This is a genomic window from Kitasatospora sp. NPDC096204 (assembly GCF_044763205.1).
Classification (GTDB): domain Bacteria; phylum Actinomycetota; class Actinomycetes; order Streptomycetales; family Streptomycetaceae; genus Kitasatospora.
On the sequence record NZ_JBIWFT010000058.1, the window covers coordinates 16,155 to 32,990 of the forward strand.

The 16,836-nt window shown below is 71.5% G+C and carries 11 protein-coding genes, 2 pseudogenes and 1 CRISPR repeat array; of the genes and pseudogenes, 2 read left to right on the plus strand and 11 right to left on the minus strand.

All coding sequences use genetic code 11. From position 1 onward, the window contains the following. The first annotated feature begins 16 nt into the window (after nucleotides 1-16). The gene (locus tag ACIQ87_RS37700) at nucleotides 17-661 is read left to right on the plus strand and encodes a hypothetical protein (protein WP_402416240.1); all 645 of its coding nucleotides are present in this window, start codon (nucleotides 17-19) and stop codon (nucleotides 659-661) included. A 243-nt stretch (nucleotides 662-904) separates the two neighbouring features. Here the strand turns inward: ACIQ87_RS37700 and cas2e are convergent, their stop codons facing one another. The 9 genes from cas2e to ACIQ87_RS37745 all read right to left on the minus strand — a co-directional run bounded on the left by cas2e (nucleotide 905) and on the right by ACIQ87_RS37745 (nucleotide 14,226). After that, nucleotides 905-1,225 carry a type I-E CRISPR-associated endoribonuclease Cas2e gene (gene cas2e, locus ACIQ87_RS37705; protein ID WP_402416243.1) on the minus strand — a complete coding sequence of 107 codons (321 nt, stop codon included), beginning with the start codon at nucleotides 1,223-1,225 and terminating at the stop codon, nucleotides 905-907. Between the two features lie 43 nt (nucleotides 1,226-1,268). After that, entirely contained in the window at nucleotides 1,269-2,192 is a 924-nt protein-coding gene (gene cas1e, locus ACIQ87_RS37710) for a type I-E CRISPR-associated endonuclease Cas1e (RefSeq protein ID WP_402416301.1), read from the minus strand. Between the two features lie 59 nt (nucleotides 2,193-2,251). Beyond that, complete coding sequence (gene cas6e, locus ACIQ87_RS37715) at nucleotides 2,252-2,908, minus strand: type I-E CRISPR-associated protein Cas6/Cse3/CasE (protein WP_402416246.1); 657 nt, start codon at nucleotides 2,906-2,908, stop codon at nucleotides 2,252-2,254. Then, nucleotides 2,905-3,729 (minus strand): type I-E CRISPR-associated protein Cas5/CasD, encoded by an 825-nt coding sequence (cas5e, locus tag ACIQ87_RS37720; protein ID WP_402416249.1) that lies wholly within the window; start codon nucleotides 3,727-3,729, stop codon nucleotides 2,905-2,907. Before cas5e ends, cas6e begins: the two co-directional genes overlap by 4 nt. Further along, nucleotides 3,726-4,931: a type I-E CRISPR-associated protein Cas7/Cse4/CasC gene (cas7e, locus tag ACIQ87_RS37725; protein WP_402416251.1), complete on the minus strand. Its 1,206-nt coding sequence runs from the start codon at nucleotides 4,929-4,931 to the stop codon at nucleotides 3,726-3,728. Before cas7e ends, cas5e begins: the two co-directional genes overlap by 4 nt. Before the next feature lie 50 nt (nucleotides 4,932-4,981). Continuing rightward, entirely contained in the window at nucleotides 4,982-5,821 is an 840-nt protein-coding gene (gene casB / locus ACIQ87_RS37730; RefSeq protein ID WP_402416254.1) for a type I-E CRISPR-associated protein Cse2/CasB, read from the minus strand. Beyond that, nucleotides 5,818-7,407 (minus strand): type I-E CRISPR-associated protein Cse1/CasA, encoded by a 1,590-nt coding sequence (gene casA, locus ACIQ87_RS37735; RefSeq protein ID WP_402416257.1) that lies wholly within the window; start codon nucleotides 7,405-7,407, stop codon nucleotides 5,818-5,820. The genes casB and casA overlap by 4 nt, the downstream gene beginning before the upstream one ends. Nucleotides 7,408-7,622: 215 nt before the next feature. Continuing rightward, the gene (cas3, locus tag ACIQ87_RS37740; protein ID WP_402416260.1) at nucleotides 7,623-10,448 is read right to left on the minus strand and encodes a CRISPR-associated helicase Cas3'; all 2,826 of its coding nucleotides are present in this window, start codon (nucleotides 10,446-10,448) and stop codon (nucleotides 7,623-7,625) included. Nucleotides 10,449-10,922: 474 nt separating this feature from the next. Further along, a CRISPR array of direct repeats spans nucleotides 10,923-13,758; the repeat unit is 29 nt; unit sequence CTCCTCCCCGCACCCGCGGGGGTCAGCCG. Nucleotides 13,759-13,845: 87 nt separating this feature from the next. Beyond that, nucleotides 13,846-14,226, minus strand: a complete 381-nt coding sequence (locus ACIQ87_RS37745) for an ATP-binding protein (protein ID WP_402416262.1) — start codon at nucleotides 14,224-14,226, stop codon at nucleotides 13,846-13,848. 145 nt (nucleotides 14,227-14,371) lie between these two features. Between ACIQ87_RS37745 and ACIQ87_RS37750 the strand changes: the two genes are divergently transcribed. Beyond that, nucleotides 14,372-15,085 (plus strand): HAD family hydrolase, encoded by a 714-nt coding sequence (locus ACIQ87_RS37750; RefSeq protein WP_402416264.1) that lies wholly within the window; start codon nucleotides 14,372-14,374, stop codon nucleotides 15,083-15,085. A 125-nt stretch (nucleotides 15,086-15,210) separates the two neighbouring features. Here the strand turns inward: ACIQ87_RS37750 and istB are convergent. Continuing rightward, nucleotides 15,211-15,771, minus strand: a pseudogene (gene istB, locus ACIQ87_RS37755) (IS21-like element helper ATPase IstB); the annotation flags it as partial. Continuing rightward, nucleotides 15,716-16,779, minus strand: a pseudogene (gene istA, locus ACIQ87_RS37760) (IS21 family transposase); the annotation flags it as partial. The pseudogenes istB and istA, both read right to left, overlap by 56 nt. Nucleotides 16,780-16,836 lie beyond the last annotated feature (57 nt).

Sequence of the window (16,836 nt, forward strand, 5' to 3'; positions counted from 1 at the left end):
TGGACGCCGCCGGGCGGTGCGACCCGACGACCGCGGCCGCCTGCTGGTCGCGCTGTCCTTCGGGGCCTGGACCCGCCGCTCGGAGCTGGCCGCGCTGAACCTCGCCGACGTCCGGGTCTCCACCGACCCCGAGCGGCCGGGCCTCCACGTCCGCTTCCGGAAGTCCAAGACCGACCAGGCCGCCAAGGGCGCGGAGGTCTTCGGCGACTTCTTCTGCGAACGCTGCGGCCGCGAAGCCGCGCGTTACCAGGGCGGGGTCTGCGGGAACTGTGTCCTTGCCGAGCGCCTCGGAGAGTTCCTGAACGACGGCACTGGCAGCATCCGGGTCGAACTCGTCCCGTTCTACGACGAGGTGAGGAACGTTCCCCGGCCCAAGGGGATGCTCACCTGGGTCGGCAAGCCTCACGTTCAGCAGATCCTGCAAGCCCTCGCCCATGGACAAGTGCCGCTCAGCCATGAGGGATTGAGCACGCTATCGCCTTGGCGATCGGTCGCCCATGTCCGAGACCTGCTTATGCATTCGGGCGTGCTCCCATACAGGGACCGCCACCTGCTGCTGTTCGAACGCCGCCTGCCCGAATGGCTCGATGCCGTCGAGAACCCGGAACACCGCACTCTGCTGCACCGTTTCGCGACCTGGCACGTCCTGCACAAGCTCTGAACCACTGCGGACAAGCAGCCCCTCGGGGCTGGCGCGGTCACCTCTGCCCGAGCCCGGCGAGCGCTCCCAGCGCGTTCCGCCTCCATCGGCCTGATTGTGGAGGCTCAGGTGGTCGTTAAAAATTCTAACGATTCCGAGCCACTGGCAACCGGCCAGAGTCTTTCCTCTGTCGTCGCGACCCGCGTGACCAACGGTTGGCGGGCCCCGTCGGCCGCGTGAAGCAGCCCCTGGCCCGGCAACTTCCTACGCCTCCCCCGCCGCCCTGCCCTCAACGGCCTGCAGGCCCGCCATCGCCACCAGCGTCAGCCCGTCGAAGTCCACCGGCTTGCGTCGCTGCTCGCCCGCCGTCCGCAGTTCGAAACCCTGCTCGTTGGCCGCTGTATGGACCAGCACCGCCACACCGTCGCCGACGCAACCGCTGACGGCCTGCCAGAGTTCCTCGCGCACCTTGGCGGAGATGGTGCCAACGTACAGCTGGGGTGTGACCTCGATGAGCCAGCGGGTGAGGGCGCCGCGGACGTGGTCGGGAACGGCGGTGGCGGACAGGACGGTCATGGCTGCCACGAGTACTCCCCGACCGAGTGGACGGGCACGGACCGGTGTGGGCTCACAGCAGTTCCTCCCCCCCGTAGTTGACCCCGCCGGGGATGGGGCCGGAGACCGGGTCCCACAGGTCGGCGAGCTGTTTGTCCGGGTCGGGGAGGGTGATGTCCTGGTCCGGGGCGAGCAGGCGCTGGATGTCGGTAACGATGCGCGGCAGCAGGCGGAACAGGCGCAGTCCGTCGCGGAAGCCGCGGCGGGCGTCGGCTTCGGGCTGTGGGGAGGCGTGGAGGGAGAAGGCGAGCGGGATGGTGAGCTCGGCCTTGTACAGGTCGGCGATGTCGTAGACGAAGGCCTGCTGGTTGCCGCTGTGGACGAAGCCGAGGGCCGGCGAGCAGCCGAGGGCGAGGACGGCCGCGTGGACGATGCCGTAGAGGCAGGTGTTGGCGGCGGAGAGGGCCTGGTTGACCGGGTCCTGGGTGTCCCAGGAGTTCGGGTCGTAGTTGCGGCGGAAGCGGCCGATGCGGTGCTGCTGGGCGAGGAGCCGGTAGTGGGCCTTGACCCGTTGGCCTTCCAGCCCGCGTAGCTGCGTGAGGCCGCTGCCGGCCGGTACGGTGCCGCGGCCGAAGCGCTGCTCGTACATGGCGGTGGCGACGGCCAGGCGGGTGGTGTCGTCCGCCCAGGCGCGGGCCTGGCGTTCGAGCCAGGTGGTGCTGAGGGATTCGGGGACGGTGGCGGCGTAGCAGCGGACGCCGCCGGATCCGGCGATGACGACGGTGGTGCCGTGCCGGGCCAGGGTGCTCAGGGCCCGGGCGGTGATGGAGGTGCCGGGGCCGAGGAGGACGCAGCTGAGGGCGGCGGTGGGGAGGTAGACGGTCTCGGTGCCGCGGTGGGGGCTGGTGACCTCGGCGCAGACACCGGTGTCGTCCTGGACGATGCGGACGATGTCGAGGTAGAGGAAGGAGAGGGAGTCGGCGATGCGGGGCAGCATGGCGACGGTGGGGGCGGCGAGTTTGCGCCGCGCTGCGCCGGGGTCGGGGCGGCGGGCGGTCACCGGGGCCCCCGGTGGGGGGCGATGCTGAGCAGGCCGCAGCCGTAGGCCTTGCCCTTGCCGATGCCGTCGGTGAGGCGGGTGCGCAGGAGGTCGGCGTCGGTGATGGCGGCGGTTCCTTCGAACAGTATGCGGTCGTGTTTGATGGGCCGCTGGTCGCTGCGCCGGTGGCCCTTGGCGGCCTCGAGGGGGCTGGAGTGGAGGGTGGCGAGGTCGAGGCCGGAGGACTGGGCCTGGCGGGCCCACCAGTCGTCGGCGGCCGCGCCCTGGAGGGGGACGACGGCTTTGAGCCGGTAGAGCTCGCGGGTGGCTCGGCCGGGCCGGCGGATGGGGTTGGCGGCGATGCGGTAGCGGATGTGGAGACCGGGCCGCAGGGCCTCGAGGAGCGGGGTGAGGGTCTTGGTCGCCGCCTGTCCGTATCCGGCGGGGAGGCGGTCGAGGTCGGGCCGCTCGGCGCTCTGGAGGAGGATCTGGTCGCCGGCGGGGGTGGATTCGGTGCGGAAGAGCACGCCGAGGCGGCGGCGTTGTTCGTCGTCGGCGACGTGGTCCGGGAAGAGCGACATCATGCGGTGGTGCAGGTCGACGGCGCCGGCGGTGTCGCGGCGGGCGTCGCGGCTGCGCGGGTCGGGGATGATGCGGGTGAGCCACAGGGTCATGCGGGGATGCTTTCCGGGCGGGTGGTGTGCTGGTCGAGGTAGTCGCCGAGGGCGGTCAGGTAGCCGGCGGCGAGGCCCTTGCAGTGGTCGGCGGGCAGGGTGAGGGTGCGCTGGTAGCGGGGGCGGGCGCGGTAGGCCCGCCTGCGGGGATGGAAGGTGAGGGGGTCGTCGGTGACCTCTCCGGCCGGGGTGCTGCCGTCGTCGTCCCCGGGCTGGGGGTGGTCGCCGAGGCGGTCGAGCGGCTGGTCGCCGTGGAAGACCACGTCGACGGTCCTGGCGCCCGCGCGGGCGCGCCTGGCGATCGGCAGGTGGACAAGGTGGTGCAGGGGGTCGTCGACCAGGCCGATCAGCAGGGGGCCCTCGGGCGGGCAGGAGCGGCGGCCGAGGTAGGGGGGCCAGTGCGGGTTCCGCAGGGCCTGAGCCCACTCGTCGAGGCGGTCGGGGGCCGCGGTGACGACGGCGGTGAAGGCCGCGTCGGCGAGGTAGTAGCGGTGGGACAGCAGGGTGGCGGTGTCCCCGGTGCGCTTCTTGCCCTCGGCGGTGGTGACCGTGCGGGCGGCGGGCAGGCCGCCGCCCACGGTGTGCAGGTCGCGCAGGATGACGCCCGGCCGGTCGGTGCGGACGGTCAGCGAGAGGCCGGCGAGGTCGCCGATCTCCTCGTCCCGTTTCCGGCCGAGGGCCGCGGCGAGCAGGCCGATGACGCCGGAGCGGGTGGGGAAGGACGCGGTGTCGCGCTCGTTGAACTGGCCGGTCTCGCCCCAGGACTGCAGCGGCGCGGCCAGGCGCAGCAGCAGTCCCCGGGTGGGAGTGGGGGTGCTCATGCGCCGGCCCCGGCGGCATCGGTGGTGGTAGCGGTGTCAGCGCCGGTGCGGTCGGTGGTGAAGGCCGCGTCGATGGCGGTGTCGATGAGCTGGGGGAAGGAGTCGACGCGGGTGCCCAGGCCGTCGAGGTCCTTGTCCTCCAGGCTGGCCCACGCCGCGGTGACGCTGCCGCGCCCGCCGAGGAGCTTGTCGGCGGCCACGGCGTAGCGGGCCAGGGCCGTACGGGAGGCGGGGCCGTAGCCGCCGTTCTCGTGGGAGGCGACGGGCTGCTCGAAGGCGGCGGCGTAGGAGAGCGGCCGGTCGCTGCGCACGGCGATGTGGACGAGGTCGGGGATGGTGTGCGGGGCGGTGGCGGTCTTCTTGGCGCGCGGGAGGGAGAGGATGAAGGCCTCGGCGAACCCGGCGGCGAGTTCGCGGGCGGCGTCGCGGTCGCCGCCGAGGTTGGCCTCCAGGTCGGCGAGGTCGACGGTGGCGTAGCGGTAGAAGACGCCGGCGCTGAACTCGGCGTGGCCCATGTGGGCGCTGCCGGTGGTGTCGCCCCAGGCGGAGGTGACGTCGTCGACGGCGGAGAAGTAGTCCAGTTCGACGTCGGTGCCGTGGGTGGTCAGGGCGTGGGCGACCTGTACGGCGCCGTCGACACCCGCGTCGTCGACCTCGGCGAGCATGCGGCCGAAGAGGTTGATGACGCCGTTGCGGCTGCGCAGGACGGCGTCGATGGTCTCCTTGGGCAGGACGCTCTTGTCGCTGGTCTTCTTGATGTCCTTGGCGCTCTCGAGGTCGGCGCGGTGCTCCTGGGCGAGGGCAGCGAGTTCGGCGACGGCCGTCTCGGGCACGTAGACCATGGCGTTGGTGGTGATGACGGGCGAGTCCTTGGCCGTCTCGAACTTGATGCTGCTGCCGGCGGCGACGTGCTGGCCGGCGCGCTGGGCGAGATCGGCGGGCCAGCCGTGCTGCTCCTGGAGGAGGCGGGTGACGCGGGCGCCGATGCGGCGGGTGCGCAGGGCCTGCTCGCCGAAGCTGTGCTGGAAGTACTCGCGCACGGCGCGCTTCCAGGACTGGCTGCTGACGCGGGTGCGCTCGGTGTCGCCGTAGCGGACGGTCTTGACGGAGTTGTTGTCGTCGCGGTTGAGGTTGGCGAACGGGACGCTCTGGACGATGTGGATGTCGAGGAAGCGGGCGGTGGTGCGGTCGGGGCCGGGCATGCTCTGCTCCTGGGGGTCGGTGTGGATGGTGGTCCGTACGGGGTCTGGGATCAGGCCTCGGGGGCGGCGCCGTCGGTGGTTCCGGTGCCGGTGCCCGTCGCGTCGCCCTGCTCGTCGTCGTGCTCGCGGGCCCGGCGCTCGCCGTCCTTCTGCAGGGCCCGGTGGTAGTCCTGGAGCCAGGTCCGCTTGACAGCGCCGGAGCGGCGCCGCCACTGGCAGAGGTCGATGAGCAACTGGGCCCAGTCGACCTCCACATCGCTGCCGCGCAGTTGGCGGACGGCTCCGGGCAGGTGGCGGTGCAGGCCGTCGACGCTCTGCCGGCTCAGCAGGTTGAGGCGGGTCTCGGCCGAGGTCTCCCGCAGACCGCCGCTCTGGCCCCCCTTGATAACACCGTCGGCGAAGGCGTGGCCGAGGCTGCGCGGGGGGACCCGCTTGGCGGTGCCGGCCTCCGTGTCCTGCGGGGGGTCGGCCGGGTGGCCGGGTGCGTCCGGTGCCGCGTCGGCGGCCGTCGTCTCCTCGCCCGTCGGCTGCTCCTCCGACCCGCTCTTCTTCGGCGTCTCGGCCTTCGCGGCGGCGTACTGGTCGCGGCGCTGCGCGGCGATCAGGGAGGCGATGGTGTAGAAGGCGCGCTGGATGTCGCGGCTGCGCGCCTGGTCCTCGGTGAGCCAGGAGGCCACGTAGCGGTGCATGAAGGGCACGGCGTCCAGGTCCTTGCCGACGCCACGGCGCAGGGCCGCGCGGACGCCGGGGTCCTCGTGGCTGCGCTTGTCGATCCTGGCGGTGAAGGCGCGTGCCCGTCCCAGCGAGGGGATGAGGGAGGACTCTTTTGTCGTGCCGACCGCGTCGTCCGCCGGTTTGGCGGGCCCGGGGATGGTGCTGGTCGTGCTCATGCGTCCTCCGTACTGGTGTTGCGGCCGCCGGTGCCGCCGGTCTTGGCCGGATGCTTCACCGGCCCGCCGTACAGCTCGAGGCGGGCGGTGGTGCAGGCCTTGGCTCCGCGCATGGTCCCGAGTGCGCTGTAGGTGACGGTGTCGTAGGCCTGCTCGGCGAGGATGCGGAACGCCGCGGCGGCGCCGTCGAAGTCGCGCGCGTTCAGTCGCTTCCAGAACTCGGCTTCTGCGGCGGGCCAGTAGCGGGCCGCGGCGTCGACGACCCAGGTGCAGTCGCGGATCTTGGGGGCTGTGGTGAAGCCGGCCCAGGCCTTCTTGACGGCCCGGTCGAGCCGGTTGCCGTATCGCTCCCCCAGGACGCGCAGGTGGCCGATCTCGACGGCGACCGTGGGGTCCTTGTCCTCAGCGAGCCCGAGCACCGGTGGGGTGACCGCGTCGACGAACTGGATGTCCTTGGCCTGTCCGTCCTGTTCGAACCCCAGTGCGCGCACCCTCAGGTCTTCCGAGACCTCCAGCGCGGTGCGGAACACCGCCGGGCGCTGCGGCCGGGTACTTCCTGCGGGGTTGTTGAGCAGCAGGGCGTCCAGATCCCGCCACAGCGCGCGCTGGGAGTCGGCGGGACGGGGGTAGGGGTTGTTGTCCTTGCTGGTCTGCCAGATCAGGTACGGGTCGCCCTCGCGGGAGATCTTGAGCTGGTTCGCCCAGGTGATGAACGCGTCCCGGACGTGCCGGCCTGTGGCATCGGGCACGAGCAGCAGCGCGTGCTGGGAGCGGGCCGTGAGCGCGGAGCACGGTCCTTTCAGCGCTGGAGGGGCGGCCACGGGGTCGGGCAGTTCGTCCCGCTCCCATGGGCACAGGTCGCTGCTGCGGGAGACGCCCTCGGCCGGTTCGGGGAGTCCGGCCAGCAGCGTCTCGAACAGCGTCTCGCCCTCCGGGTGGTAGGAGAGCGTGCTGCGCAGGGGGCCGGCCTTGCTGCCGGCCGCCTTGGTGCCGCCGACGGTGCGGCTGGAGCATCGTCCGGAGGGGCCGTAGTAGTGCCAGACGAGCAGGTGCAGGACGGCCTGGTCGGGGGTGGGCAGCTCGGGGGCGGCGCTGTTGACGTGTTGAAACCAGGAGTGGTTGTTGCCCGAGGGGCGGGTGGTGATGAGCTTGTCGACGCCGGCGGTGTTCGCCGGGTCGCACTGCTCGGCCAGCCTCGGGTCCTGCAGGAAGGGCCGCGCGGGGTCGAAGAGGTCGAAACGGTCGTGGATCGGCGTGACGTACCGGGCAACCTGTTCTTCGCTGAGGCTTCCCTCGGTGACCAGTTCGTCGCGGCGGTCGGACCAGTCGCCGGGACCGGCTTCGTCGAGCTCCGCCACGCGGGCGGTGATCGCGTACAGGACGCGGTACAGCGCGGAGAGCGCGGGCGGGTCGGCGACCGCGATCTGCGCGATCTCGGGGGCGCGCAGCAGGAGTTCGCGCAGGCCGACCTGGGGCGGACGGAGCGCGGTGGGGTCCGCCGTGTCGTTCGTGTCCTGCCCGGGGAGCCAGCGGACGGGGATCCACGGTTCGTCGAGGAGGTTGTAGGCGGGTGGTGCGGATGGCATGCGGCCTCCGGCGAGGCGAGTGCGGGTGGTCACAGGGTGGGTAGGCTCTGCGCGGTCCCCGCATGCGAGCGGGGGTGAGCCGTGCGGTGCCTAGGAAGCGGCCGTGTCGGCAGACCTGTCCCCGCGCGAGCGGGGGTCACACCGGTCCCGGAGGGACGACAGTCCTGTCCGGGTCCGGCGCAGCCAACGTATCGTCAAGTGCGGTGCCTATGAGGCTAGTTCTCGGAAATTCCCACGTTCGAGTACATGAGCTGCCGCTCCCCCAGTCGGCCCGTCCACCGGTCGCCGTCAGGGCGCATGCGCAGCAGCGCCAGGTCGGTGAGCAGGGGCCGGTCCTTCCAGGCCTTCGGCACGGCGTTCTCCTCGGTGCGGCCGGCGAGCCAGCGGCCGGGCAGCGGCACGGTGTGCCGCATGATCAGCGCGATCTCATCCCGGTTCGCCGCGGCTGCGGGCAGTGGGACATCGCGGTCGGGGTCGAGGCTCCAGCCGCTCTCCCGTTGGAAGACGCACACGGCACGGCCGCTGTCCGCGCCGAGGCGGGTGGTCAGCAGGTCGTCCGAGACGGCGAAGCCGCGCTCGCTGAGCTGGGAGAGGTCGTCGGCCACGCCGTGAGGGGCCGGGATCACGGTGATCTCCGCCATCTGCTCCTCGGCGGCGGCCGAGGCGATGCGCTCCGCGTCCATCCGGTCGAGCTCCGCCGAGGCGGCCTTGTCCAGGTCCGCTCCGAAGTCGTCCGCGTAGACCTCGTCCACGAGCTCCTGGACGTCTCCGGGGACCTCGATCGCCCCGCCGGACTGCCTCTCGAGCAGCAGACTGGTGCGGCGCAGCAGGGACGCGTCGTAGACGGTGCCCCAGGAGCGGGGTGCGGCCACGCGGTCCTTGTCGTCGAGCGGCTCCAGCACGATCATGCGCGGCTCGGCGGCCAGGCCGATCCAGGCCGGGCGGTTGGGACGTTCGTGGCGCTTGCCGCGGCCGGCCCGCTGCAGGAGCTGCGCCAGCGGGGCGAGGTCCGAGACGATCAGGTCGAAGTCCAGGTCGAGTGACTGCTCGACGATCTGGGTGGCCACCAGGATCGAGCCCTCCCGCGGGACGGCCGCCGCCGCGTCGTCGGCCGGCTTCCCGTACGCGGCCTCGCACTCGGTGGTGATGCGCTGCCGCTCGTGGGCGGGGTAGCGGGAGTGGAGCAGCCGCAGGCCCCCGTCGCGCGCGGCGAGCCCGGGCAGGGCCGACTCCAGGTAGCGGTAGGTGCGCTGGGCTTCGTCCACGGTGGTGCAGCAGACGAGGACACAGCCTCCCTCGGCGGTCACCGGTGTGAGGATCTCGAGCAGGGCGTCGCGCCGCCCCTGCACTCCCGGCTTCGTCGCGACGTCCTGGTCCCGGACGTCCCAGTGCACCCGACGGGTCTCCACGCGCAGGGTCCGGGTGCGGCTGCTGCCGGCCTCGCGCGGCTCGGACACCTCTCCGCTGCCCGCGTCCACGAACAGCCACCCCGGGTAGCAGGGCTCCACCGTGGACGGCTCATGGAAGCCCGCGCCACGCCGGTAGGCGTCGACCAGCGACGAGGCCGCCCTGCCGGTCAAGGTCGCCGACAGCAGCACGACCGGGGCGCCGAACGCGCCAAGCCACTCCAGCAGCCGCACCAGCAGACTGTGCATCCAGGGGCCGTAGGCGTGCGCCTCGTCCACCACCAGCACCTTGTTCGAGAGGCCGAACAGTCGCAGGAAGCCGTAGCGAACCGGCAGTACGCCGGTCAGCGCCTGGTCGACGGTGCCGTTGGCGAGCGGCGCCAGCAGACCCCGACGCCCGGTGCGCAGCCACTGGCCGGCCTCGGTGTCCGCGAGAACGGCCGACCCGTCCGTCGCCCCCTCCCCCGGGGCGTAGTCCGGGCTCAGCCAGGCCATGCTGTGCAGCAGGGTGAGCGCGCGATCACCCTCGACGTTGTCCTCGGCGAACCTGCGGAACCTGGTGAACATCGCATCCGCCGTAGCCATCGTCGGCAGCGCGAAGTAGACCCCGGAAGTGCCCGAGGCCCTCGCCATCACGGAGGCCGCGTGCAGGGCGGTCTCGGTCTTGCCGTCCCCGGTCGGGGCCGTGACCAGCAGCAGTCCGGGCCCCTTCACCACCTTGGGCAAGTACTCCGCGACGTCGGCCTGGAGCTTGTTCGGGGAGAACGGGAACTGCTGGGTGAAGGGCCTGTCCGGAAACGCCGCCCGCCCGAGGCCTGCCGTACGGACCCACCGCGGTGCGGCCTCGGCTGCCGTCTCGAAGTGCTCGGCAAGCTCCGAGTCCCCGGTCTTCCAGTCCTCCCCGGGCATCCGCGGCTCGATGACGTCGACCTGGCTGGCCAGCCAGTCGGCCACCACGACCAGCCCGGTGACCACCACCGCCAGCTCACCGGGCAGCACCTGCTCCAGCGGCCTGTCGGCCCCGACCGTCCGACGGACCGCGTGCGCGTGAGCGAGCCGCTGGTCCCGCCAACCTCCGGCAGTGCCGAGAGCCGGCTGGTAGCCCGACGGGTTGTTGATCTCCTTCACCTGCAGCACGGGGGCGAAGCACCCATGGTGCCCGCCGAGCAGCTGGGCGATCTGGTGGGCTGGCGACCTCCTGACGGGCTTGTGGAGCGGATAGCCGCACTGCTTGAAGAACTCGACCAGCCCCCAGTGCGTGGCCGTCTCGTGCCTCAGGTACCCGCTGCGCTTGGCGGCCGAGTTGTCCTCCGCGTACGCCGGATCCCCCATCAGCTTCGCGAACTGCTCGGTGACCTGCTGCTGGAAGTGCAGCGAGATCTTCCCGATGTCATGGAGGCCGGCCCACAGCATCACCATCTCCCGGGCCTCAGCCTCGCCGACGCCCATGGCCCCGGCGATCCGCATCCGCACGCGCTCGCTCAGGACGGCGTCCCACAGCGCGCCGGCGACGGCAGCCGTGTCCAGGAGATGACAGATCACGGGGTAGGGGCCGGGCAGACCGGCATGCTTGCCCCACAGACGGGAGTCGGGATCGACTGTCCCGACTCTGCCAACTGGCTTGCTCTCATTCATGTCTGAGGATCTATCAGTTACCACTGACAATCCCCACGGCCCCTCACATCGGATCCGAGGACGAGCGAGGGGTTGACCGGCTGGGCCCTCGGCGCATCGCCCGAGGTCATGGACATCCGAAGGGCGTGCGCGGGTAGTTCGTGTAACGATTCAGACACCGCCGGTCAGGCCCAACCATCCCCTAGGTTGGAACTTTTGGCGACCTTCGAGGAGGCAGGCACAACAGTGGAAGACCTCCGCGATCGGGCCATCCCCCTACGTGCAGCAGCCCACCCGCACAACGGTCACGACCACCTGCCCGACCACCACACGGCAAAGGTCACCCTCTGTGGCCCGGTCACCGATCCGCCGCAGCCACCCCACCGCCCATGGCATCATGTGGACGCTCCTTGACACCTCGACACTGGGCATCAATCCCATCCCCCGCACAGTCAAGGAATTGCAAACCCGCCACAACGCCGCAGTTCACGAAGCCTCCTCCCCGCACCCGCGGGGGTCAGCCGTAGTGGTGCTCCTGGCCGCCGGCCTTCTGGTGCTCCTCCCCGCACCCGCGGGGGTCAGCCGTTCCTGCCGGTGCGGCCGGTGCGGCCGAGCGGCTCCTCCCCGCACCCGCGGGGGTCAGCCGGAGCTCCGGGTCCAGAAAAACACCCTCTACAACTCCTCCCCGCACCCGCGGGGGTCAGCCGGACACCTGCGACGACCTCGTCAAGAAGATCGTCTCCTCCCCGCACCCGCGGGGGTCAGCCAGCGCGGCGGATACGTCTGCCTGGGCCCGTGGCTCTCCTCCCCGCACCCGCGGGGGTCAGCCGGCTCAACGTAGGTGAGTGGCGGCCCACTTGGACTCCTCCCCGCACCCGCGGGGGTCAGCCGCGCCGCAGCACGACAGCGCGACGCGCGGATGGCTCCTCCCCGCACCCGCGGGGGTCAGCCACCTGCGGCGTCAGTGCGGCGGGGAAGGATAGACTCCTCCCCGCACCCGCGGGGGTCAGCCGGCCGCGCGCGCCACCACCCCACACCACTGACCCTCCTCCCCGCACCCGCGGGGGTCAGCCGTCCGTCTCCGTGCTGTGGGCGCTGGGCAGCGACTCCTCCCCGCACCCGCGGGGGTCAGCCGTTCGACCACGTCGGTGGTGTTGGCGAGCAGGCCTCCTCCCCGCACCCGCGGGGGTCAGCCGGGAATGACGCTCACCGTTGTTCGCGTCGTTGACTCCTCCCCGCACCCGCGGGGGTCAGCCGCGGCGGCCGAACTCGCCGTCGAGGACGAGCTGCTCCTCCCCGCACCCGCGGGGGTCAGCCGACGGGCCGGACGGAGTCGGAGGACGAGCGGCGCTCCTCCCCGCACCCGCGGGGGTCAGCCGAACTGGACGAACGGGCCGCCGTCCTCGAATGACTCCTCCCCGCACCCGCGGGGGTCAGCCGGCCAAGGCGAAGGCCGAGCACTCCACCCGCTGCTCCTCCCCGCACCCGCGGGGGTCAGCCGCGCGGCCCGTCGGTGTGCACCGCCGGGCCGAGCTCCTCCCCGCACCCGCGGGGGTCAGCCGTCCGACATGCCGGTCTCGGACGGCGCGGTGAACTCCTCCCCGCACCCGCGGGGGTCAGCCGCCCTCGGCGATGCTCTGCGTCTCGTCGTCGGTCTCCTCCCCGCACCCGCGGGGGTCAGCCGTCCTGGACGTTGAGGCGGTCGGCCTCCGACCACTCCTCCCCGCACCCGCGGGGGTCAGCCGGCCTCCAGCGCCTTTGCAGTGGCCGCGTCTTCCTCCTCCCCGCACCCGCGGGGGTCAGCCGTGAAACACGGCCATGAGCAATCCCCGCGAGCGCTCCTCCCCGCACCCGCGGGGGTCAGCCGAGGTCGCGGTCGGTCGTGAACTCGATCTTCTCCTCCTCCCCGCACCCGCGGGGGTCAGCCGGAGGCGGATTAGTCCGCGGTTAGTCACGGATCCTCCTCCCCGCACCCGCGGGGGTCAGCCGTACTTGAGCTGGGAGGGCAGAGCGCCGAAGGTCTCCTCCCCGCACCCGCGGGGGTCAGCCGGTGCCGGCGGACGTGTGGCGGTGGGCGGCGATCTCCTCCCCGCACCCGCGGGGGTCAGCCGTCGACAGAGGGCACGGTGATGGTGCGGGTGTTCTCCTCCCCGCACCCGCGGGGGTCAGCCGCCGTGCCCGTCCCGCGCCGCCTACCACCGGCACTCCTCCCCGCACCCGCGGGGGTCAGCCGGCGATGTCCGCGAGGACGAGCTGCGCGCGCTCCTCCTCCCCGCACCCGCGGGGGTCAGCCGCGGTCCCAGTCGCTGCCGAGGGCGAGGGCGAACTCCTCCCCGCACCCGCGGGGGTCAGCCGACGGCGCGCGTGCCGCTGGTGAGGTGGCGGATCTCCTCCCCGCACCCGCGGGGGTCAGCCGGTGCTCATCAGCTGCTCCTTGTGCTCTGTACGCTCCTCCCCGCACCCGCGGGGGTCAGCCGCTCGCCTGCGCATACCAGGGTTTCGTACCTGCCTCCTCCCCGCACCCGCGGGGGTCAGCCGCTGCTACGCCCTGTGACGTGGGAGAACCCTGGCTCCTCCCCGCACCCGCGGGGGTCAGCCGTACCCGCCCACCGGGCAGGCCCCGCGGCTGGTCTCCTCCCCGCACCCGCAGGGGTCAGCCGGTGGCTCCCGATCTCGCCGGAGACCTGGTCCCCTCCTCCCCGCACCCGCGGGGGTCAGCCGCCGTAGCGAGGGAACCCGGTCGAGGCGCCGTCCTCCTCCCCGCACCCGCGGGGGTCAGCCGGCGTACGAGCCGTGGACGGGTCGGCTGATCCGCTCCTCCCCGCACCCGCGGGGGTCAGCCGTCGGCCCACCCCTCGTCAGCGCCGACCCGCAGCTCCTCCCCGCACCCGCGGGGGTCAGCCGACATTTGCCGACGCCGGCCACACGCGGCACCCCTCCTCCCCGCACCCGCGGGGGTCAGCCGAGCGCCATGCCGCGCTGGTGCTCGGTCCAGGTCTCCTCCCCGCACCCGCGGGGGTCAGCCGACCGCGTTCGCCCTCGTCACCCGCACCCTGGACTCCTCCCCGCACCCGCGGGGGTCAGCCGCCGATCCCGGACATCAGGCTCTCGATCTTGCCCTCCTCCCCGCACCCGCGGGGGTCAGCCGGCGCGCGGCCGGTGGACCGAGTACCCCGTGCTCTCCTCCCCGCACCCGCGGGGGTCAGCCGCCGATCAGCCAGAGCTCGTCCTCCGCGGTGCGCTCCTCCCCGCACCCGCGGGGGTCAGCCGTCGCCGAGGCGCTGGGGCGGGATCACCGCGTTCTCCTCCCCGCACCCGCGGGGGTCAGCCGGTGCGCGGTTGTCGGCAACGGCTCAAAACGGGCCGGTTCCAGCGGTTCAGTTGTGGGCCATCCGTTGGTCTCGTTGGATGGTGTGCGTCAGTCGTTGTCGTCGGTGGGAACGCGTCCGAGTTCGCGGCCCCGCATGCGGTAGGACTCGCCCTTGAGGGAGTGGACCTCGGCGTGGTGGACGAGTCGGTCGATCATCGCGGCGGCGACGGTCTCGTCGCCGAAGACCTCTCCCCAGCGTCCGAACGGCTTGTTCGAGGTGACGATCACGCTCGCGCGTTCGTATCTGTTCGAGATCAGCTGGAAGAACAGGTTCGCGGCCTCGGATTCGAAAGGGATGTAGCCCACTTCGTCGATCACGATCAGCGGGTAGCGTCCGAGCTTGACCAGCTCGTCCTGGAGCCGTCCGGCCTGATGGGCGGCGGCCAGGCGGTCGACCCACTGGGCGGCGGTGTCGGGGTACGAGTTCATCTGCAGAGCGAAGTACGAGTTCACGTGCAGAGGTCTGGTTGATGATGCTTGACATCTGATGATCTTTTGTTCAGATCCTGCTTTCGAAGGTCACTCTTGATCACGGAACTGTTCCGGATCGGCGTTGCCCGCCAGAATGATCGACATGACGATCCGTGGAGTGCTGTTCGATGTCGATGGAACCCTGTACGACTATGAGGAGGCCGAGGAGGCCGGTCTTCACGAGCACTTGGTGGCCGAAGGCCTCTCCGACCGGTTCGAGTCGCCAGCGGAGGCGCTGCGTGTGTGGCGGGAAGTCAGGGAGGAGGAGTACCCGCGGTTCCTGAGCGGCGAGTTGACGTTCGCCGCCCAGAAGGCGGCACGGATACGGCGATTTCTCGCACAGGCCGGGGTGGTCGGCGCACTTGAGTTGACGGACGAGGCGGCTACGGCGTGGTGGGCGAGCTATGCGTTGCGGAGGGACGCGGTCCGGCGGGCGTTCGACGATGCTCAGCCGACGCTGGGTGCGTTGGAGGGTCGATTCCAACTCGGCGTCGTGTCGAATTCGGTGACCGCGCACCAGCGCACGAAGCTGGATGCGATCGGGCTGCTCGGTTACTTTGCGGAGCCGTTGATCTGTTCCCAGGAACACGGTGCCGCCAAGCCGGCGGCGAGCATCTTCCTGGCGGGCTGCGAGGCCCTGGGGTTGGCGCCCGCCGAGGTGGCCTACGTGGGTGACGACTACGAAAAGGACGCGGTCGGGGCACGGGACGCAGGGTTGCAGGCCATATGGCTGGACCGCTCGGCTTCCGGAGGTTCCGGTGCCGTGGACGCCGGTATCCGGGTGATCGCCTCGTTGACGGAGCTGATGAGTTTGTGATCAGGCAGGTGACGCAAATGCGACCGGAGGAACCTCGGAAACAGGTACTCAACGGCTTCTGGCGCGGCTCGGCCGAGGCGGTCCTGGTGGTCGGCCCCAAGCGCGGTGGGGTGGGTGCCGGGTGGTCAGATGCCGGCCAGGGCCCCGTCGAGGGTGGAGAGCTGGTTGCGCAGGCGGTAGCTCGGGCCGTTGATGGGGAGGGTGGTGCAGTGGTGCAGGAGCCGGTCGAGGATGGCGGTGGCCAGGACGTCGTCGCTGAAGACCTGGCCCCACTCGCTGTAGGTCTTGTTCGAGGTCAGCAGGATCGGGCCCTTTTCATACCTTTTCGAGACGACCTGGAACAGCAGGTTCGCGTCGTCGCGGGTCAGGGTCTGGTATCCGACCTCATCGATCACCAGAACGGTGGAGCGCAGGTAGGTCCGCATCTTGACGGTGAGACGCCCCGCGGTGTCGGCGGCCCGCAGGTTGCGGACCATGTCGTCCAGGGTGGTGAAGTAGACCGAGTAGCCGACCCGGCAGGCCGCGACCGCGAGGGCCACCGCCAGGTGTGTTTTGCCTACCCCCGGCGGGCCTAGAAAAGCGGCGTTGGAGCGGGCCTCGACGAACGCGAGGGTGGCCAGGTCCTTGACCTTGCGGGCGTCGAGGTCGGGCTGGAACGCGGAGTCGTAGTCGTCCAGCGTCTTGTGGCTCAAAGGCGACCAGGCAGTCCTTGCCGACGGGCCGCAGGTGCCGGTCGGCCACGATGTAGGGGCGGTCGGGCGGCGGCCGCAGCGCGGCGTGGTCACGGGCGGCGCGGACGCCGATCACCTCGCCGTGGGTGCGGTGGATACGGGATCTTCGCAGCGGCACCCAGGCGGCGAACGCGGCGTCCAGCTCCATCAGCGAGGCGAACGTCCGCCCGGCCAGGACGTGGTCGCGAACGATCGTCACCTGCCGCTCGACCCGGCCCTTGCCGGTCGGGCGGTAGGCGGCCAGCACGTCGACATCGAAGTTGTAGTGGCCGGCGAACGCGACCGCTTCCGGGTGGAGCGGGACGGCCTTGCCGGGGCGACGTGCCGCCGGACGACGGTCTTGGTGCGGTCGTAGACGATGGTCTTCGGGACGCCGCCGAAGTGGGCGAACGCCCGGCGGTGGCAGTCCCAGAAGGTGGCCAGGTCCATGCTGGTGGTGAAGCAGCAGAACGGGTCGCGCGAGTAGGACAGCACCATGTGGAAGGAGTAGACCTTCTGGGTGCCGCGGGTGAGGATCGCGCCCTCGGTTCCCCAGTCCACCTGGGCCTGGGCGCCGGGGAAGACCTCGAACCGGCGGTGCAGTCCGTCCATGTCGGCCGGTCCGAGGCCGAGTTCGGCAGCGATCCGGGGGCGGGCCTCCTGCAGGTGCAGTTTCACGCGCTGGTAGTGGCCGGTGAAGCCGTAGGTGTCGACCAGGCGCTCGTGGATCACCGTGCCCTTCAGGGTGATGTCGGCCCGCAGCCAGGCGTCGATCACCGGCACGTACGGCACGATCACCTGCGGGATGCAGCCCTTGCGCGGTGTTCCGCGTTCGGGCACCACGGTCCCGGGCTGGTCGAGGTACTTCTTGACGGTCCGCCAGTTCGTCCCGGTCTCCCGGGCGATCTCGGAGATGCTCATCCCGGCCTCACGCAGGGCCCGGAAACGACGTAGTTTCATCCACTGCTCCGTCTGCAGGATCATAGAGACGGGTCACCTTTCGCTCCTTTCACCACACACCTGAGCGAAGGGTGACCCACT